Below are 20,321 nucleotides of genomic sequence, written 5' to 3' on the forward strand. Positions count from 1 at the left end.
CCCCTCGGTCACATTGGAATCGATTTTTATAGGTTTTTTATTGGCTGTCGTATTGGCGTTTAACTTGTGCGAAATTCTCCAGAAGCAAGGCCGCAAACGACGCGTCGATATGTTTGTCGGTCTGCGCTTTCACCTCGTTCTCCAAAGCTTTTAACCCGTTTTGTACGTGTTCTTTGTCATTTGGCTTTTTGAGCATTTGATCGACTTTGGAAAGCAGACTTTGCAGCGTTCCATGGAGGGTGATCCAGCCTTTTTCGTAACCGAGATTCAATACGTCATACAAATGATTCGCATCGATCTTGACGATGAGCAAGAACTGTTTTTTGCTCTCATTGCCAGCTACGTCTACGGCAGTTACCTGGACGCTGTGCTCTCCGACCGCCAGCGAAAGTGGAGCAATATTCAAGAACGAACCGACGATTTTTCCGTCCAGTCCGATCGTCAAGCTCGCCGGACCGCTAAGCGCATCGTTAATTTCGAACAGGATCGATGCCGCATCCGTCTGATAAATCTCCATCGGAACGGTTGGTGTGATGACAGGCCCGGTCCAATCGATTTTAACGGTTGCCGTTTTGACAGCTTCCTGATTGCCTGCGGCATCGATGCTGTAATACTTGATCGTATGGATGCCCTCGTCGTTGACTTCAACCATATTACCCTCTGTAAACGGTCCGTCATCTACACTGAACAACGTTTTCGCCACTCCAGTCCCTTCGTCGTGGGCAGTCAGCGTGATCGCCTGGGCAGTGCGCTGCCAATCGTGCTTAGCGTCGTCGGTGGTCACCGGCGGAAGAGTATCCACCGGGGTTGCTGCTTTGTAGACGTTGATTTCGGCTGCAGAAGCCCATCCTCCTCCGCCTTCTGTCGCTTCGAGTTTGACGTACCTGGCACTCAGCGGATTGAAAGAAACCTTTTTTGCCTTCGAATCTTTAGCCCACGTACCGCTTGCCACTTGAGTGAAATTCGTTCCGTCTGGGCTCGCATAAATATGATATCCCGTGATAGTTCCGTTTGTACCGCCGTCCTGCCTCGGCAAATACGAAACCTTGTCGATGGTATAGGATCCGCCAAGATCCAATGTGATCGATTGCGGAAGCGGTTCGGACAAATTCCATTTCGTATGCCAGATTGTCGACAGATTGCCGTCGATTGCGCGCCCAGCCGAATTATTTGCGGAATAAGTTTCCTCGCTCGTAGCAGTAGCGCTCATTTGGGATTGAGGAATCTTGAGCCCGGTGTCATCGACAATAACTTGGGCAGTCGTTTTATACGCTGCATCCCAGGTAGAAGCCGTAATCATCGCTACTCCTTCGCCGACGGCGAACACGACGCCGTTCCGGTCCACGGTCGCCACATCCGGATCGCTCGTGAACCAAACGACGTCCTTCCGTACCTCGCCTGCGTCAGGTCTAGTCGTTACTTTGGCGGTCAACACTGCCGATTTGTTCGCATCAAGATTAAGCTCGAGCGTGGTCTTGTCAAGCGTAATGCCGGTCAGCTTGTTCGGCGCCTCACGCAAAGTCCAAACTTGAACCGACGGCTTCGGCAAATGCAGCGCGAGCACCTTTTGCTTGGCCTCATTCGTATATTTGAGCGCCCATTTATCGAAAAACTCGAGCAAATTGTTGCCGCTGGTTTCACTTGCTTTGACGACGAACAAATCGACTTTTTCCTGATCGCTTGCGTCCATCAGCGTTTCGCCTTCCGGAATTTCACGGTAGAGCTTGTGCAGCTTCGTGTAAAACTCCCAGCCGTAGGCGAGCTGAAGCTGCTTGAACATGACAAGCCGGTTCCAGACATCGTTCGTTTTGTTTCCTTCGTAAATGTCCTTGTTAAAATCTCTGTTCGGATCAGTGCTGTTCAAGTAGTCGAATGCGTGATCGTAAGTCGATTTGCCGTTCGAGATCATGTTCAATTTTGAGCTGCTGCCGAACATATCCTGCGCGTACAGCGAGTAGATGTTGACGGTCGCTTCAACGACCGGCCCCCATCTCCATGCGAGCTGCTGGTATTCATGTCCGGTTTCGTGCCACCAGCCCCACCCCTGCAGGCCCTCTATCCCGTATACGGTGACCGCGTCGATCGCCGATGCGTCGACGTGGAACATGATAGGATAACCCGCATGCATGAAGCCAGCGCTGATCTTAGCGTCTCCGACATAGCGGAACGGAAGATTCGGGCTGCGATGCGGCTCCGCTTGATCCGGGGAAAGCCCAGTCAAACGATCGTAACCGTCGATCATTTCATCCCATTTCCGGAGCACTTCATCTGGGTTATCCAAGCTGCGCGCGTATTCCGCAGGAACGATAATGATCGCCCTTCGCGATTGAAGCTCGGCCCAAGGCGCCTTGTAATTGCGAATGGTGCTTTTCCAATCGTCCAGGTCCGTTTGCCCCATGACGTAGTAGGGAGCATTGACCGCGCCGCTTATGGCGACTTGAATTTTCACTCCCGGATTCGGTTTTGTCGGAATGAGATATACAAGGCCGCCGTACGGGTTCGCGATTTTGTTGATGCCCGGCTCCAGCTTCATGTTTCGAGTGATAAGAGGTGCACGAACCCAATCTTTTAAAGGAAGACTTGATAAATTGTCCGTATGGGCGCCGATTCGTACCTCGAGGTTCTCCGTTCCGGCCGGCACCTCGATCGTGATTTCTTTGCCTGCCGGGGCGTATAAGCCGGTGCTTATCCAGTTTTGCGGAGGTGAGCCCATGCGCAAATAATCGAACGTGGAATAATTGAAGTCCACCTCAAACGTTTTGCCGTTGACGACCGGAGCATCGTCCGGCACTTTGCCGGGGAACGCATCCGCGAACGGCGATTTTGTTCCGCTTGGGTCCCGGTAAATATGGTCCATAACGACGGGCAGAAGTGCCCCGCTGTACGGCTTCACGGCTGGGTTGATCGGGAGCGAGACTTGCTGGAGGCCGGCGGAATCGTTTTGCACCGTCTCATAGATCGGACTTACTGGCGTAAGAGCCGCAAACGTACCGCTTAACGTCGCGCTCAGCACTTGCAGCTTCTTGGCGGCGTCCGCGCCAGGGAAGCCGATTTGCACATCGTCGATCGAGCGGGTACCTGCTTCGACAGCCTTCGCTTCCGTCATGACCTTGACGGTGTGGTAATGATTCGCGAGCTCGGCCGTCATCACCGGCGTCGTTCCACCCGTGGACGACACAATGCTGTTCATCAAACTCAGGCCGAACGTATTCAGCAGCCTTTGGATCGGATAATCGGTATTTAAGGAGGCCGTTTCCCTACCGTCAGGCAAAGAGACATAGGCGAATTGCTCCAGTACCCAGCCTTTGATCGTCACGATCAGCCTTCCGCCGTTTCGAACGTACGCCTCAAGTAAAGGGCGCTCCTCTTCGCTGACAAAGGTATAATCGATGTAGGCCACCGGGTTTTTCGCGGGATCGAGGAGCGGGCTTCCGTCGGCAGCTTGATCCGCCCAAGAAGCAACCTTCACGACATTAACCGGTATGCCTGCATCTACGGCAAAATCTTCGGTTTTCGTGATGACGGAAATGTTTCCGTCGCCATTAAGCGCATCCGCGTAAGTTTTGTTTAGACCTTCGGTCATCCAGTACATGATGTTGCGCGCGAGCGTTCCTTTTTTGTCGGCCTGATCCGTCGTCAGCTTGAAGTAACCTTCATCGCCTGCGACCAGAACTCGGCCCGTTCCGTAACGGGACGCTGCGATGTACGGTGTCGTGTCCGGGTGAGCCGCCACCGCAAAGGCGGAATCGCCAATCGCTGCGACGCCGCCGACCCATGACCCTTCCGACGTCGGGATACCGGTCAAATCACGGTACAGCACGTCAAAATCATGGTCAGAAACGATGTTGCTAACGACCAACGAGCTTTGAATAACCATGTTCTGCGAACCCTCCCCTTCTACTGTGTCCACTGCAAAAGCCACGGGCTGCCATAATGCCGCTGTCAATGTCATGACGCAAACTGCCGATAGTACTTGACGTTTTTTCATCAACGATTCACACTCCGTCACTTTTTTTGTATTGCCGTTCCAGCGAGCTTGAAATCATTCCCTCCCTTCGAAGACAACGCATACAAACATGGAGCTGTATGTGAACAGGCGAGATGGGTGGTCTCTCCTAGTTTCACCATAGGTTTTGGGGAAATCATGCTCATGATGGTCAAAAAAGTCAATGGATTAAATTGTTGGGCCCAATTTAGTCATTTTGAGTGCCGGTTTTTCGATTAATTTAGTAAAATCTGAATGGAATACTGAGAAATCGCATAATTTTGAAGGTTGATTGAATGGAGAAAGTTATGAGTTGAGGTGTGCAGGGTGGTAAATTAAGCCAAACTATTGTCACAAATTACCCAAACGTTTAACTGTAAAATATTGTAGTGTCCCTTTCTCTTTTTTGTCAATAGGACAATTTGTCGAAAAAACAGCCGATCGCCGTGGCAAAGCTGCCGTTTCGCAGGTAAACGATGGATATATTCGTGGATGGCTGATAATTCCTCTTTCGTAAAGGAAAAATATCAGGAGAAGGATAGCCTTACTGGAATGGATCGCCCATAACTTAACATGGAAATCTGGAAGCCTCTCGTACCCTTCTGTGTTTGTCACATGCTTGTTAGATTGGAATCAAGGGCTTTTGAAAATCAGGTTCAATCCAATCGTACTTTCGTATACAATAGAAGCAAGGAAAAAAAGGTGAAAATTTCATAAAAAGTCGTTTATGATAAAAAGCAAGTGGGGTGGTCAGGGTGAATATTGCGATTTGCGGCGGTACCGGCCTGATCGGAAGCGCATTGGTCGATCATTGGTTGGCACAAGGCGACAAAGTAACGGTGATCTCACGCGCGATTCCGGACCAGCGAAAGGCCGGCGCGAACTATTTGACCTGGAAGCAACTACTGGCACAACCTGAGCTGCTTCAGGCTCCGGAGGTTATCGTCAACTTGGCAGGAGAAACGATCAACCAGCGGTGGACGACAGCCGCTAAAGCCCGTATTCTGCAATCGCGATTGCATACGGCTGGACAAGTCGCTTCGCTTGTCGATCGGCTGGCTAGCAAGCCGCTTGTTGTCATTCAGGCGTCCGCCATCGGAATATACGGCACTTCGGACACGGCTACGTTTGACGAAGAAAGTCCTATTCGCGCGGAAGGCGACTTCTTGTCCGATGTCGTAGCGCAATGGGAGCAAGCAGCAGATCGAATCAACGCTCCGCGGATTGTGAAGTTACGGATCGGACCTGTTTTGAGCAAAAACGGCGGAGCTTACCCCAAGATCCGCTTCCCCTATCAAGTGGGCGCGGGCGGGCGGGTGGGCAGCGGCAAGCAATGGTTTTCGTGGATTCATATCGAGGACATGGTTCGGCTTGTTGATTATTGCATCCATGATCAGCGAATTTCAGGGCCGGTAAATGTTACGGCACCGCAGCCGGTGACGAACGACGGCTTCGGACGCGCGCTTGGTGCCGTGCTGAAGCGCCTGCACTTGTTTCCCGTGCCTTCGTTTGTGATGAAGCTGATGTTCGGAGAAATGTCCGAGCTACTGCTCAAAGGACAACGCGTGCTGCCCACCAAAGCGCTGCAGCACGGCTTCGAATTCCGTTACGGTGAGGTAGAGGATGCATTGAATCAGTTGGAAAGCTGACTTCGTCAAATTTGATAATGGGCACCGGCCATGCATTCCGTTGTAATATCGAACGGCCTGGTCATTCGCGGCACAAGTACGTCATCCCCCATTTCATACCAAGCGTGTACCCAGCGTGGTGTGAAGTCGCATAGTGGTGGACAACCACGGCTCTCTTTGGGGTTGATACGAAGTGTGCCGCGTCAGACCGTATTTAGGACATAATCTGATCATGGTCATTCCTATGTAGGAATGCGAAAAATAAATTCAGTTTTCGTGACTTGGAGGACATCGCCGTGTTTCAACGGATATTGCTTGTACGCGGCCATCGTATCTCCATTTAGCGTGCTGCCGTTTTTCGAGCCCAAATCTTTGGCTGCAAAGCCCTCATCCGTGCGAACGATCTCCAGATGCGTTCGGGAGACGCCCGCTCCTTCGGCGACGTATTGCGTCGAACCGGGAATTCGTCCGATCGTAAACGGCAGTTCGCGCAAATCAATGCGCTCCACGATCCCGTTTTTCCCGACTTCGAGATACGGCACTTTTTCCAAAGGATGAAGCTCAGGCGAGCCTTCGGCATTCAAAAATACCGTCGCATCGGTATTCGGCGACGACATTAGCACCGTATGGCGACCCAGGTCACGATAATAATCGGCTGCCGAGTCGTTTTGGCGTTCTAAGAGAATCTCCTCCGAACTCGAGAGCTTAATAGGCTCCGGCTGGCCGGCCTCGACGATTTCGGATTCAGAATCCACATTGGAGCGCTGCTCCGTTGCCGCTGCTGCGGATGCCCGAGCCGGTACGAGCGGAGTATCCCATCTCCCTTCGACATCTTCATCCATCCAGCCTTCCCTTTCCTCATGCGCTGCAAAAGATCGAGAACTGACCTGCCCCCGTCGAAGCCATTGCGGCAACGGAGCGCCCGGACGCCATAGCTTGATGTAGACAAATATGCCGTTGGCCAGCAAGATAGATAGGCCAAGGCATATATACAGCATATTGGTGCCTGGCTTTGTCATGTAGAGGCGCCATATGAACGCGAGCGTCAGCGCGGCGCCGCCGAGCAGGTAGATGAGCGCCCGCTGCGTCAGTGGCGGAAGCTGCGCTGCCGGTTCGGGCGGCTCCGGCGGCTCGGCCGCCGCAGCTTGCTGGGCCGCGGCCAAAGCGGTCGGCCAGGCGGAAGCGGCCCGCAGCCACGGGGCCGCTTCGGCGCGGTCCGGCTCCGCAGCCGGGAGCGGCACTGCCGCGAGACCGGCGGCGGGGCGCTGCGGTGACGCGGCAGCCAGCGGCTCGCGGGCCTGGCGCAGCAAGCCGGCGGGGCGCGACGGCGACGCGGTAGCCGCCTGCGGCTCGTGCGGCGAGGCGGCTTCGCGCCCGCGAGGCGAGCCCTGCGCTGCGGCAGCGCCGCCAGGCCCAGGCGCGACGCCGGTAGGCGCACGCAGGCCGCCAGGCGTGGCGCCGCCCGCCGCGCCGCCGGCTGCGAGCCCGGCGAGCAGCAGCTTGAGTCGCTGCGCCGAGAAGTCGTCCTTGCGCAGCTCGTGCAGCAGCTCCTGCACCCCTGTGCCGCTCATCTCGTCGACATAACCGAGCATGTTGGTCGCAAGCGAACGAAAGTCGTCTTGCAGTGACGACTTTTCTTTCCATTCGCGTACCGGCACATAAGTGAAATAAGCGTCGCCATAGCTGACCCCGATAAAAATGTAATTCTCATGCAAAATATAATTTCGTTCGTTCAGCATGTAAGTTTTGCTGTCGTCTAAAACAGCAGCCGCCTGAAGCAGAAGCGCGTAGTAGTCGTGGATCGTCAGACGGGAGCTTTTCGCCGCTTGCGAAAGCATCCGTTTGCCACTGATCCGGTAGCGAAAAGTTACCATAAAATCGCGTTCGGCAATCTCAATCGGCACAAGCCTCGGGATCCGGTGAAGCTGCACCATTCTCGCTTCGATGCCCGCCACTTCGCCGCTTGGCACCCCTCCTTCCCGATCCAGCACCATCCAAGTGCCCCGGTCCAGCGTAAAATCGGTTCCAAAACCGCCAAAACCTTCTTTCATTGTTAACCCCCTAAACGCTTTGCGCAACAAAGCGCGCTTCGTAAGCATTAGCTACGTTTCGCGTTAGCAAAACGTATTTCGTAAGCATTAGCTACGTTTCGCGTTAGCAAAACGTATTTCGTAAGCATTAGCTCTGCTTTGCATAGCAAACGTACTTCGAGCATATTCCTCGCTTGCACAGCAAAACGTACTACGAGCTTATACCTCTCTTGCACAGCAAAACGTACCTCGCAATATCAGCTACGTCTCGCGCTAGCATAACGCATTTTCGTTATACGTAAGCATCGGCTTACCAAACTCACATATACAAATAAGCTGTCAATGCGCCGGGCAATACGGCGTACATAAACGGAAAGCGCAGCCGTTCCGTTGTCCCGCCCGCTTCACAAGCGCGCCAAGCCGTCCGGTAAACTATCGCGCCATAGAAAGATCGCAGCACTCTCCATACCCGGCGATGCAGTTCTTTGCGCACCGTCAACATCACCAGCCCGATGACTCCTCCATAGACGATGGAATACATAAGGCAGTACAAGCCATACTCCGTACCCGCAATAGCGCCCACTGCGGCAAATAGCTTCACATCCCCCGCGCCGACGCCGCCAAACGCATACAACAACAGCAGCGGCAAGAAGCTGGCGAGCGTACCAATACAGGCAAAAACTAACCCCGTCCAGCCGCTGGCCGCGGCGTGATAACCGATTCCGATCAAGGCTGCGGGGACGGTAATCGCGTTCGGAATCTTTTTTTTCGTCACATCCGTATAAAACGCAACCGCCATCACGAACATCAATAGAACAAACTGAATCTCCATCCTCGCTGCCCTCCCTTCCCTTTCCTTTCCTTCCCTTTCCTTTCCTTTCCTTTCCGTATGCGAACGTCCGCTTTTTTCTTATCGATTGCCGGCCTGCTTGGCTATGACGTTAAAATCAGCCGTCAGCTTCTCGCCGTTCTCCGCCTCGATGACAATTTGCCAAGTCCCCGGCGTTGTATTGCCGGAGACAAGCCACTCCCATGCCACATTACCGTCTGCGTCGGCGGTCGCTTCGCCAAGATGCTTGGCTTTGCTTTCGCCGCTTTTATAAACCACCGTCAGCTTCACCTTCGTACCCGGCGTCACCTTCGCGTCAACCCGCGCATTGCGGCCGCGGCTTGCTGGATTCGGCGTAATTGCCAACAGCTGAATGCTTCCGCTGGAAGCTTCGGGCTTGCTCGCCTCCAGCATGGAGTCCCCTACCCACGTTCGTTCATACGCTTTCTCCGATACAATCCAATCCCGATTGAGAAAAGGAATCCGGAGCGGCAGCCGATAGCTCACCTCCAAGCCAAAATAAGCGTTTTGCCTATTTTTCAGGTTGGGCAACGTTACTCTGCTCACGGTCATACGGTCGGGGTCGATCAGCCGTTCATCCACGAACTGCGCAATCAAAGGACGAAAGATCGGCGTACCGATCCTCTCGCTTAACTCCCCAGCCAAATCGTCCTCGAATCCTTCCCGCTTCTCTTTCATCAGCTTCACAAAATCGCCGATCGGCGAAGGGAGCAGCTCGGCATAGTTGACGACCGTCTGCTCGATATCGAGATACTTTTCCCGCGCCTTTACGATTCGTCCGTACGCGCCTTCGATTTTCCCGTGCATCTCGGTTTGGCTGAACTTTTCGTAAGACAACGCTACCGGGTACATATTCGCGGACACCATCTTGACCGTTTCCGAAACTGCGGTCCCGAGTGCCATCGAAACGATCGACGAATAAATGAAGTTCATCAAAAAAAGCACAAAAAACAAAAACACGGGCAGCACGAGTGCCGCTTCCACCGTAATACTACCCTCCGATCGCCGTGCAATAACTTTCCAACGCTTCATGGCCCGACCCTCACATCAACATTAATACGCAAACGCAGCCGTGCGCTCCGTGCGGTAACGATTGCCCGAGACGCCCCCGGCCGCCGGATTCAATCCGTTCAGCAAACCCACGATACCAGGCAAAAACCAAACCCTGACCGAAGCTTCCCCCGTACCGACGGCATACGTATACAATGTCGCCGGATCTTTGCCCGTACTGTGGCGAATCAGCGCCAGCATGCGGGACATCATCCGCTCGCCATTGCCGTGGATGAGCATAAAAAGCCGCAAATGATCTTTATAGGTCAGCTTTACCTTTACGTATTTGGATAAGGTCAACTCGCCATTCTGCACCAAATCGTTCATGTCCTCTAGCGATTTTTCGATGCCGTACAGCAGTGCCCCGGCCAAAATAAGCAGCGGATGACCGAGAGATTTCGCTTCGCTGAAGCCTTCCATCGTCCGGATGGCGAGCCGGATCAGAAATATTTCGCCGTAGGCCGACGCAATATTGCCCGTAACGCTGTTCAAGCCGTAAATAATGTATTCGAGTTCTTGATTGCTCAACTGGAGCGCCTCTTGAAGCGACGCATCCGACCCTCCCTTCAGCAACGACTTCAGCTTTGTAGGGTCAAAGGACGTGAAGTGCCCTGCGGCATATTCGTTCATATACAGCTCATCCCGAAGCTGCTCCAATATTTCGGCCATGCCGGAAAAAAGCATATCCATCATGCTCATCGAGGAGGCTTCGGATTCATGGGCATTGCTCCAATCCGTACTGCCTGCGGATGAATCGGCTTGAACCGATTGTTCGTTAAACCGCACGTTGTCCTCGAAATATCGGGTAACGGTGTTGAACGCTTCCGCATTCTCGCCGCCTGCGAGCGACTTCAGCCGGTCGAGCAAGCTTTTGGCTTCGCCTAGCTTCGCATTCGCTTGCGCTTCCTTGGCTTTGCGTTCGGCATCTCCGCGCGTACGTTCCGACGCTCCGGCTTCTCGGACTACGATGACGCCCCCTTCGTTCCCATATTGCGAGCGATATGTTTTCCATTGCGAGTACATTTCCGTTACCGCGGATTTCATCGCACCGCTACCGCCGGTACCCGATAATCCGGCATTTGCAGCGGATCCGTATTGAGCCGCGGCCTGCGCGTACCGTGCGAATGCCGCGGCTTGCTCCCCAATTTCCCGCTTATATTCGCTAAAATAAGAATCGGCCATCAGCAGCTTCTCTGCACTGGCGTTGGCATCGCCGATCGCTTCGAGGGCCGCTTTCGTTTCCGCGTCTTCGGCGGGCGAAGATGATGTCTCACTGCCGGCGACTCGATCATACCCGCTGTTTGCCGTTTGCCGTTTCGATTCCGCGACAACCTGCTTCATTCGCTCATTCGTTGCTTGGGCTTCGGCGATTTCCTCCTCCGCTTCCTTTATCCATCGGTTATGCTTGTCCAGAATGCTGCCCGCGGCTTCGCCCATTTCGGCTGCATTCGCCTGAACGCCGCTGCGATAAGCTTCAACGGACTTTTGGAGTTGGCTTCGGCGATCCTCTTCCTTATTCTCTTTGTCATTGACCGAACCCGACGGATTTGCGGCGGAATTCGGATTTGCACTCTGCATTTGCTCCAATTGCTGCAAGGCCTGCACATATGCGCTATTTTGCGCGGCCGCATCGTCAGCCGCCGATATCCCTCCCAGCGGACGATCGTCAAGCTGAGGACTTCCCGAAGCGGAGATCATCGTATCGAAACGCGCGTCAAGCACGGCATCCCGTGCTTTCTTCTGGAGCGTCAAAGCCCGGGACAACGACTTCTCCCGCTGCTCGTACAGCTTCCGCATGCTTTCCAGCGTTTTGGCAGCCGTCGAGGCCTGCTTCATCACTTTGGACATCGGCTTCAAGCGCTGCACAAGCTCAATCGTAAAATCGATCGGCGCCTTATATTTCATCTCCTCCAGCATCTGGCGTTTAAATACGTCATACCGTCCGAGCTCCCGTTCGAGCTGCAAGGACTGGCGATCGAACCGCGTATCCAGCAGCCGTATCGTTCCGTCTGCGTCATGAACGAGGCTGTTCTCCAGCACATTGGCATAAATCGCCTCTCCGCTGCTCCGGCCGACCCCGAATAATCCGTAGCGTGCCTGCAGCTCCCGCTCATAAGCGGAGAGCACCGAGCGCGAGGCGGCTTGCAGTATGGACTCGGTTTGCCTGCTTGCAGCCGCCATCCGCGCATAATCGATAAATACGGCGATAAAAGCGAACACGGCGGCCGTGACAATAATAAGATACACGGAAACCGAACCGCCCTCCGAACGTACGAAACGCATCATCTCCCCCCTTTTCCTTAGAATGGTCAGCCTCATCAAACCGACTATTTTTTGTTCTTCTGCGAAAGCAGCACGCGCCCCGCTTCCCCGCGATCAATCGTTCCTTCGCCGGACGAACCGCTTCCGCTCCCCGAGGTTTTCAGCTTGCTGGCGTAAGAACGAATCAAATCGACGGATCTCGTGAACTCCACCGGGTCGGCGACCACCGATTTGGCCGTTGCCGTTATGCTTCGATTCGCGATAAAGGGCAAGCGGATTCGGTTCTCCAGCTGAACGACGACTTCGCGTTTCACGAGCAGGTTCGTGTACGTGATGCTTCCATGCAGCCTCTCCGGTATCCAAGCTGCAGCGCGGTTCATTTTCAGCTCGGGCAGTGCGAGCTCACCGTCTGCGGAAGCCTCACCCGAATTTGAGCCGCCTGTCGGACCATCGCCCAACTTCACGGTAACCGGAGACAAATTGCCCGCCAAACCGAACAATACGTCCAATACGCGATCGTCGGAAAGCCTCCAATACAAACCGTCATGCGTTGTGGCAGCGACTTGTCCGGTACGCGGATCGGCGGCGCTGTTCAGCCAAACGAACGTCGCCCGCTGTGCCGTCGTTTGAGCGACGTATTGCAATACGGCCTTTTCGTACACCCAAATCGTAAACATGAGGATGAGCATCGTAGAAAGCAGCACAAGCGGGAAAACGAGGGTCGCTTCCAGCGTGAAGCTTCCCTGCTCTCCTCTTTTGAAGCTGTTCCAGAGCGCCTTCCATCCATTTGTACGCTTGCTAGACCCCGAATTTCGAACCCGGCCGGCTTTCATCATTTACCGGGTGTTTCGAGAATTTTATCCTTTTGACTATCCACTTTGCCGAAAATGTCTTTAATGAATGCTACGATCCAATCTTTAAAAATAATGGCGATAATGACGATAACCGCAATAATCAATATAATCTCCAGCGTCCCGAGCCCGTCCTCGTCGTCCCAAAATTTGCGCAATGCGGATTGTGCCTCTTTCATGTTCGTTCCCCCCGGTATCGTTTTATAAAGTTCAACGTTAAAAGTTCATGCTCAAAAATGCCGGCGCTCCGACAAGCGCCAATACGATCATAAAGATGACCGCCATCGGAAAAACAAGCTTCGACGATGCTTCCTCGCCGCGCATCCGGCAGATCGCCTTCCGCTTCTCCCATAACATGCGGGATAGTTCCCGCAAAGATAACACCAGCTGCTCCCCGCCCCTCCTATAATTCAGCAGCAGCGTTGTCGTAAACACCGACACCTCTTGCACGCCGCACCGTGCGTTCAAGCGTTCGAGCGACTGCGAGAAGGAGAAGCCGTTCGCCATTTCATTGACGAGCTTGCGAAGCTCAGCGTACAGCGGATGCGATTCGCGGCTTTTCGCATGCAGGGCGCATTGGGTCAGCGCTTGCTGCACCGTCTCGCCCGCCCCTACGAGCAAAGTCATCTTATTCAGCAGCTCGGGCAGTTCGAGTACCAAATCTTGCCTGCGTCGCACGACCTTCTTCTCCAGGTCCTTCACCATCGCCGTTGGCACCAAGCCGGCCAGCAGCAATCCAACGATCGCTCCCGACGCTTCTCCGTCGGTAAGCAGCGGCAGCAGCGCCGCCAGCAGCAGGGACAAATAACAAAAAGCAAGCAAGTCGGCAATGTACAGCTTGGTGCAATTGAGGCCATCCTTGCTGCCATATAATGAAACAAGCTTCGTATGGACGTGCAGGCTTATTTTCGGAAACCGCTCCATGAGACGCCATTTTTCGCTGATGTACAGCATCGGCGGAGCAAGAGCCGGCAGCTTGAAACGATCGTTATAGGACTTTGTCAAGCTCTCGTACCGTTTGCCCGCCAGCGCGAACAAAGCTAGAAGCGCCGCGATTTCCACGACCAACAATCCGCCAAAAATCAACATCGGTATCACACCTTAAAATTCATCAGTCTTTTGGCCAGCAAATAACATAAAGCCAACGAAAGCAGCGCCGACGTCGTAATCAAGTAGCCTACGCCTTCATACAGCGGCGCCATATAATCCGGCGAACTGAAACGAAGCAAAGCGACGAAGGCAAACGGCATAAGCAGCAAAATATTCGCCTCGAACTTTTTTTGCGCGATCAGAACGGCAATTTCCTGCTGGATTTCCAGCTTCTCGCCGATCATCGTCGACGTCCTGCGCATCACCTCGATCAAGTCACCCCCGGTCCGTTTGCATGCGATAAGCACATCGGAAAAACTGGCGATATCGTCAACGCCGGCGCGGCGGCTGAATTCGGCGACGGCCCGTTCGACGGGCTCCCCGTTTTCCATGCGGGCATTGATGATGTCGAGTTCGCGCAGCATGTACGTGTTCGGATCGGGATAAAGCAACTGCAAATCGTGAACCGCTTCGCGAAACGAGGTTTCCAGCGAACGTCCGGCCGCGAGTGAAGAAGCCAGCGAATATAAAGCTTGCTTGAACTGCAGACTCAGCTCTTGCTGACGTTTCATCCGGAGTTCCTCCCTCCGTATTCGCGGATATAGGAAAGCTATCGTCGAAAATATAAGTGCTACGATCGGGTGGTTATAAAATAAGTACGCGACCGCAAAGCAAAGTGCCGCTGCCGCCAACACGCACGCCGCATACTCCTGTTTCGACAACGAATATACGGAATAATCGATTTCCCCATTTGCCGTTTGCTGCGAGGCTGCCGCTAGCAACATGTCGGAACTCGTTTCCGGCGTATCCTCTACGGCACTCCGTCCGCCTCCACCGGATCCATCGGTTCGCCGTACCGCCTTCGCTTTCTTACTCCCTCTTGATCGCAGGTAGAAGAGCAATGTCGCCATTCCGATCACAATGGCTGCGAGCACAATATAAATGAACCATCCCCCCTGTCGATTTCGCCTGTGGCCTGTTATAGCCTCAACCCCGCCATATGCAGCTTGGACATATTGTGCAGTTGTTGCCCCGTCGGCTTCAAACTGCCGATCACTTTGCCATCTTGCTCGTATTCTTCATGAAATACGTACAACGGATTCAGCTTCACCTCCCCATCCTGTACGCCCAGCACTTCGCAAATTTCCATCACCTTGCGCGACCTGTCCCGCAGACGGGATAAGTGGATCATGACGTCGATCGCCGATCCGATTTGCTTGCGGACGACCTCCACCGGCAAATCGGCGCCGCTGAGCACCATCGTTTCCAAGCGGCTCAGCATATCGGCCGTACTGTTGGCGTGCCCCGTCGATAACGAACCCTCATGACCGGTATTCATCGCTTGCAGCATGTCCAAAGCTTCGCCTCCCCTGACCTCGCCGACAATAATCCGATTCGGCCTCATCCGCAGGGAAGCGCGGATCAAATCGCGAATCGCGATCCCGCCCTTGCCTTCCGTGTTGGCATTGCGCGTCTCGAGCGAAACGAGATTCGGAATCGTGCGGATTTGCAGCTCAGCCGAATCTTCGATCGTGATAACCCGCTCATCGGCGGGAATATAGTTCGCAAGCGCATTCAGGAACGTCGTTTTACCCGACCCCGTGCCGCCGCTAATAAACAGATTGAACTTTCCTTTCACCAGTTTTTGCAGAAATTCAGCCGCTTCGCCGTTAAGCGCGCCTTTCCCGATCAAATCCTCCATCGTCAGCGGTTTTTCGGGAAATTTGCGGATCGTCATCGTCGGGCCCTTAAGCGCGATGGGCGGCAGAACGACGTTAACCCGCGATCCGTCCGTCAGCCGGGCGTCAACGATCGGCGAAGATGCATTCACGATGCGGTTCACTTTGGCTACGATGGCTTGGATGATATCCTCCAGTCTCTCCCGACTTTCAAATTGTAAAGATACGGGGCGCACCTCGCCGAACTGCTCGATAAAAATTTCATCATGGCTGTTGATCATAATTTCCGAAATCGATTTGTCCTCGATCAAGGGTTGAAGCACATCCAACCCGCGAAACGAATCGTAAATGCGCCGGACGGCGGTTTGTTTCTCCGCGGCAGTCAAATATACGGTTCCGGAATACCGGAAAACCTCCGCCTCCACCGCTCCCAGCAGTTCCTCGTCCGAAATCGAAGCGCCGCTAAAATCGAAGCTTCTGCGAATGAGACCGCGCAGCTCCGCGATCATTTCTTCGTTAATTGCCGACATGATGCTCCCCCGCCCGGCCTTGAACTCCCAAATCGCCGCACAGCTTCATCAGCTCTGCCGCGAAGACGGGAGAAGACAGCAGCTGGTCAGCCTGACTGACGGTTTTCCACCCGGGAATATACGGCAAAAAACCGCGAATGCGTGCGTCGTCTCGCTGCCACTTGTTCACTAAATTTCCCGTGTAGCCGTTGATCGCAAAAACGACTTTCCGAAGCCACCCGGAATAGCTCGCGCCGAACCGACGATTATATTCATCCAGCAACAGGTCGGTTTTGCGAATGCAGGGCAGATCGTCCGACAACAGCCATACGACGCGGCTGCACGCCCCAAGCGCAGCCAACACTCGCTCATGCATCGACGACTCCAAATCAACGATCACGATATCGTAATGTCCCGATTCGCTTAATGCGGCGATGAGTTCTTCCGTTTCGGTCCGGCCCATCTGTTCCATCTCCCTGTAGTACGGTGGAGGTTCGAAATAATCGAATTTCAGCAGCGGGTCTGTCGATTTTAGCGTATCCAGCTTCGCGGCGGCTTGTTTGCGGCCTGCCTTGGCGTAATACAGCATTTGGGCGAACCGGTCGCTTGTCCGCCCCGGAGTAAACACCGAACCTCCGTTCAACCACTCCAGATTCAAATAAAAAACATGGCTGCCGAGCAGCGCCAGCTGCTTGGCCATATTGACGGCAACCGTCGTTTTGCCGCATCCGCCCACTGTCGAATAAACGGCAATCGTCATTGCTTTTCCCGCAGCCTCCGCAGGCAATCGTACGTTGCCGCCGCTCTCCGAATGAATCGTCGATAATTCGTCTAGCAGCCGGTCAAGCGGCTGATATTTCATAATCTGCCAGTATGGGCCTTCAGGTTCCTGCGACACCTGTTCGACCAGCAACACGACCGTTTTGATCGAAGGCGGAGCTTCTATTGATCCGTCCATCCATTCGGATTGTACGAGCAGCACATCCGCGCTCGCTTGTTGTTGGCAGACGAGATCCATGTTCGATTTTCGGGTTACGGAGCGGACAAGCAGCTTCTCGCCATAAGATGAGCATCGAATATACTGGGTCAGCAGCTCCAAGTATTCAACATCCTCCAAAGCGATCAAAAGGTTTATTTTGCCCAAGACCAGACCTCCTTTCTATTTGTTTGGCAACAAACCGAACGCAAAAAAAGCACCTCCAGAAGAGCAGAAAAATTCTGCGCTCATGGACGGTGCTTCCGTCGCAACGATTCGAATATGGATATTTACCAATACTTTACCATATGACCATTTCCTTTTCAACCCAAAATTTAGCTATTTCTATACCCTTTCCATTACTCGCGATTTCTCAGTTCTTTCACATTTTCTTAATGAGAATTTCAGCTTGTTATGGTATTCTGATGCAAAAATGTGTGGAGTGAGGACATTGGTCAAACGTAGTGCAGGAATCGCGTTGTTGTTAACGGCGATGCTCGTATTTTCCGCATGCGGCAATAAACAGGCAGACCCGGGCGGTGAAGCGGCGTCCGAAATGAATATGCATGAGCAACATCAGCTTCCGAACGGCGACACGCAGGAGAAAACCGCATCCAAGGACACCCTGCCGAAATTTCTGGACAAGCAGCCTTTGCAAATACGCCAAGTGTACCAAATTGCCGCCGAATACGCCGATCTGCTGCAATGGATTCCTTGCTACTGCGGCTGTGGGGAAAGCGCGGGACACGAGAGCAACAAAAACTGCTTTGTCGACAAAATCGAAGAAGACGGCTCGGTGATCTGGGACGATCATGGCACGCGTTGCAATACATGCCTGCAAATTGCGGTCGAATCGGCCGCTATGAAAAAGGAAGGCAAAACGGACAAGCAAATTCGCGAATGGATCGACGATAAATATAAGACCGGGTATGCCGCGCCGACAAAAACGCCGATGCCAAGCTAAACTTAGCCGATCGACAAATTCCTACGCCTTTAGACTTAATTTCCTGGCAGGAAACATTCTACCGTGTACAACCCTAAGCCCAAATGATACACTGGTTATGCAAAGATTATCGAGCGAAGGGACGGGGGATATTGCATGAATGAGTCCATATTGCTGCAAATTTTGGACGAACTCAAAGCATTAAAACTCGGACAACAAGAACTGCAGAACGGACATCAGGAGCTGCGGGGCGGAATGCAGCAGCTTCAGGACGGCTATCAGGAACTGCGTGGCGGAATGCAGCAGCTTCAGGACGGCTATCAAGAGCTGCGGGGCGGAATGCAGCAGCTTCAGGACGGCTATCAGGAACTGCGTGGCGGAATGCAGCAGCTTCAGGCCGGATACCAGGAACTGCGGGACGGACATCAGGAGCTGCGAGGCGGGATACTTCAGCTCCAGGCCGGGCAAGAGCATCTTTCGGATCGGGTTGCCTATATCGAGAAGAATATGGCGACCAAGCAAGACGTTGCCGACTTGCCTTACATGAAACGCGCATTGATGGAGACGCTTGAGCTAACGAAGGAAATCAGCGAGCAGTTGGCCGCAACTAAAGCGGAAGTGAATACGCACAGCTACACGATTGAAATTTTGAACCGGCGTCAGCTTCATATGGAAGCCGATATCGAAAAGCTTAAAAATCGTTGATTCATCATTCAAGGCCCTTTGGGCAACTACTCTATATAACGCAAAAAAAACGAACGTTCTTCCCTGCCAGGGATGGACGTTCGTTTTTTTGTTCAATTACATCAACTATTCGAAACTTTCAACGTTTACGGAATCGTTACCGGCAGAACGCCTGCTGCCGTCATCCGCCCCGTCAAAGCTTTGGCGAGCGATTGCATCGCAACCGGGCGATTCTCATAAGTGGCGAAATACGTGCCGACTTCCGGAAACTCGCGGAGGTCAAACGGGTTGCGCACGGCGGCAACGACGAGCTTAACATCCTTCCGCTCCGCCAGCTTGTGGACGAGCTCGACCTGTCCCGGCGAGAAGGAAGCGTTGTACGTCGCAACGACAATTTGCTGATAGGCGCTGCTTTGGGCAAGCACATTCTCCAACTCGGCTGCGGTCGGGGCGATGCCGATCCGCACCTCGTGCACACTGTCGATATATGCCGATAGCGCGGCACCCAGTGTCATTTCCTGGGCAATAATTTCGTCGACTTCTGTCCCTTGGCGCACCTCCGGCCATACAACGAGCGTCTTCGCGTTTGCTTGCAAAGGCAATTGCTGCCCTTCATCCTTCACCAAGGTTACGCTTTTTTCGTACCAGCCGCGAACGATTTCCCGATCCGCAGGCAGCCCGATACGCGATTTGATGCTCGCGTAATCCGACGTCTCGGACCCTGCCGCTTCTATCCGTTTCGTTTTTAACCGCAAAACGCGCAACGCCGACTCATCGATGCGCGACATCGGAATGCGGCCGCTCTCCACCGCTTGAACAACCGCTTCGACAGCAGCGATTTGCCGGTCGATGCGATGGCTGACAAGCACAAGGTCGATGCCGGCAAGGATCGCTTGAATCGAACCTTCGGCCACGCCGACTCCTTCGGAAATGGCGTTCATTTCCAAGCAGTCGGATACAACGACGCCGTCATAACCGAGCTTGCCGCGAAGAAGCCCCGTGACGATCGGCTGCGATAGCGTGGAAGGCGTCTGCGAATCGCCGTCCATCGCCGTAAATACGACATGTGCGGTCATGACCGCATCAACGTCTTGCCCGATCGCATGACGGAACGGGGCAAGCTCTACTTGCTCAAGCCGCTCCATTGCATGCGGAATGGTCGGCAAGCCGAGGTGCGAATCGCTGTCCGTGTCGCCGTGTCCGGGGAAATGCTTGACGGTGGCCGCAACGCCCGCTTCTTGGAATCCGCGGACGGCCGCGGCTCCCAGCTCCCCGACCAGCACCGGGTCCTCGCCATAGGAGCGAATGCCGATCACGGGATTGTTCGGATTGTTGTTGACGTCGAGGCATGGGGCAAAATTCATGTTAATGCCCATTTCACGCAGCTCGCGTCCCGAGATCAGCGCGGTTTCATAAGCCGCGCGGCTGTCGCGGGTTGCGCCGAGGGCCATGTTGCCGGGCGTGAGCGTCACGTCATCCGTGTCGATTCGGGCAACCATGCCGCCTTCCTGATCGATCGAGATAAGCAGCGGCAACCGATGCGACGAACCGCTCTGCCCGGCAATGTGTTGCAAGTCCGACGATAATTTGCAAACCTGCTCCACATCGTTTACGTTGCGGCGAAAATAAATGATTCCGCCGACTTGGTATTGTTCGATCAAGCGCCGAATATCTTCCGACGGCTCAGTACCGTGAAAGCCGCACATGAACAACTGTCCGACTTTCTCCTTTAGGCTCATGCCGTTTAATTTTTGCTCCAGGGATTGCTCCACAAAAACACCTCCG

Annotated in this window: 15 protein-coding genes; 3 read left to right on the forward strand and 12 right to left on the reverse strand. The window is 53.8% G+C overall.

Annotated features, from left to right (window positions below; translation table 11 throughout):
• Positions 1-37 precede the first annotated feature (37 nt).
• Positions 38-3,988 (reverse strand): M60 family metallopeptidase, encoded by a 3,951-nt coding sequence (locus tag AC0LWM_RS18785; RefSeq protein WP_474676519.1) that lies wholly within the window; start codon positions 3,986-3,988, stop codon positions 38-40.
• A 752-nt stretch (positions 3,989-4,740) separates the two neighbouring features.
• Between AC0LWM_RS18785 and AC0LWM_RS18790 the strand changes: the two genes are divergently transcribed.
• Positions 4,741-5,634, forward strand: a complete 894-nt coding sequence (locus tag AC0LWM_RS18790; protein WP_474676520.1) for a TIGR01777 family oxidoreductase — start codon at positions 4,741-4,743, stop codon at positions 5,632-5,634.
• Between the two features lie 221 nt (positions 5,635-5,855).
• Here the strand turns inward: AC0LWM_RS18790 and AC0LWM_RS18795 are convergent, their stop codons facing one another.
• The 10 genes from AC0LWM_RS18795 to AC0LWM_RS18840 form a co-directional block, all read right to left on the reverse strand.
• On the reverse strand, positions 5,856-7,664 hold the full coding sequence (locus AC0LWM_RS18795) for a DUF6382 domain-containing protein (RefSeq protein WP_474676521.1): 1,809 nt from the start codon (positions 7,662-7,664) through the stop codon (positions 5,856-5,858).
• A gap of 298 nt (positions 7,665-7,962) precedes the next feature.
• Positions 7,963-8,475, reverse strand: coding sequence for an A24 family peptidase (locus AC0LWM_RS18800; protein ID WP_474676522.1), 513 nt, complete (start codon positions 8,473-8,475; stop codon positions 7,963-7,965).
• Between the two features lie 78 nt (positions 8,476-8,553).
• Entirely contained in the window at positions 8,554-9,525 is a 972-nt protein-coding gene (locus AC0LWM_RS18805) for a TadE/TadG family type IV pilus assembly protein (RefSeq protein ID WP_474676523.1), read from the reverse strand.
• 21 nt (positions 9,526-9,546) lie between these two features.
• The gene (locus AC0LWM_RS18810) at positions 9,547-11,826 is read right to left on the reverse strand and encodes a hypothetical protein (protein WP_474676524.1); all 2,280 of its coding nucleotides are present in this window, start codon (positions 11,824-11,826) and stop codon (positions 9,547-9,549) included.
• Between the two features lie 44 nt (positions 11,827-11,870).
• On the reverse strand, positions 11,871-12,641 hold the full coding sequence (locus AC0LWM_RS18815) for a TadE/TadG family type IV pilus assembly protein (RefSeq protein ID WP_474676525.1): 771 nt from the start codon (positions 12,639-12,641) through the stop codon (positions 11,871-11,873).
• On the reverse strand, positions 12,638-12,835 hold the full coding sequence (locus AC0LWM_RS18820) for a Flp1 family type IVb pilin (RefSeq protein ID WP_474676526.1): 198 nt from the start codon (positions 12,833-12,835) through the stop codon (positions 12,638-12,640). The genes AC0LWM_RS18815 and AC0LWM_RS18820 overlap by 4 nt, the downstream gene beginning before the upstream one ends.
• A gap of 37 nt (positions 12,836-12,872) precedes the next feature.
• Positions 12,873-13,745: a type II secretion system F family protein gene (locus AC0LWM_RS18825; protein ID WP_474676527.1), complete on the reverse strand. Its 873-nt coding sequence runs from the start codon at positions 13,743-13,745 to the stop codon at positions 12,873-12,875.
• A gap of 5 nt (positions 13,746-13,750) precedes the next feature.
• Complete coding sequence (locus tag AC0LWM_RS18830) at positions 13,751-14,680, reverse strand: type II secretion system F family protein (protein ID WP_474676528.1); 930 nt, start codon at positions 14,678-14,680, stop codon at positions 13,751-13,753.
• A 44-nt stretch (positions 14,681-14,724) separates the two neighbouring features.
• The gene (locus tag AC0LWM_RS18835) at positions 14,725-15,954 is read right to left on the reverse strand and encodes a TadA family conjugal transfer-associated ATPase (RefSeq protein ID WP_474676529.1); all 1,230 of its coding nucleotides are present in this window, start codon (positions 15,952-15,954) and stop codon (positions 14,725-14,727) included.
• The gene (locus tag AC0LWM_RS18840) at positions 15,941-17,077 is read right to left on the reverse strand and encodes a P-loop NTPase family protein (protein WP_474676530.1); all 1,137 of its coding nucleotides are present in this window, start codon (positions 17,075-17,077) and stop codon (positions 15,941-15,943) included. The genes AC0LWM_RS18835 and AC0LWM_RS18840 overlap by 14 nt, the downstream gene beginning before the upstream one ends.
• 265 nt (positions 17,078-17,342) lie before the next feature.
• Between AC0LWM_RS18840 and AC0LWM_RS18845 the strand changes: the two genes are divergently transcribed.
• Entirely contained in the window at positions 17,343-17,873 is a 531-nt protein-coding gene (locus AC0LWM_RS18845; protein ID WP_474676631.1) for a PCYCGC motif-containing (lipo)protein, read from the forward strand.
• Positions 17,874-18,008: 135 nt separating this feature from the next.
• Complete coding sequence (locus tag AC0LWM_RS18850; protein WP_474676531.1) at positions 18,009-18,557, forward strand: hypothetical protein; 549 nt, start codon at positions 18,009-18,011, stop codon at positions 18,555-18,557.
• A gap of 125 nt (positions 18,558-18,682) precedes the next feature.
• On the opposite strand, the gene nagZ is transcribed toward AC0LWM_RS18850, so the two are convergent.
• Positions 18,683-20,308: a beta-N-acetylhexosaminidase gene (gene nagZ / locus AC0LWM_RS18855; RefSeq protein ID WP_474676532.1), complete on the reverse strand. Its 1,626-nt coding sequence runs from the start codon at positions 20,306-20,308 to the stop codon at positions 18,683-18,685.
• Positions 20,309-20,321: the final 13 nt, after the last annotated feature.

It is taken from the genome of Paenibacillus sp. sgz302148 (genome assembly GCF_056120465.1).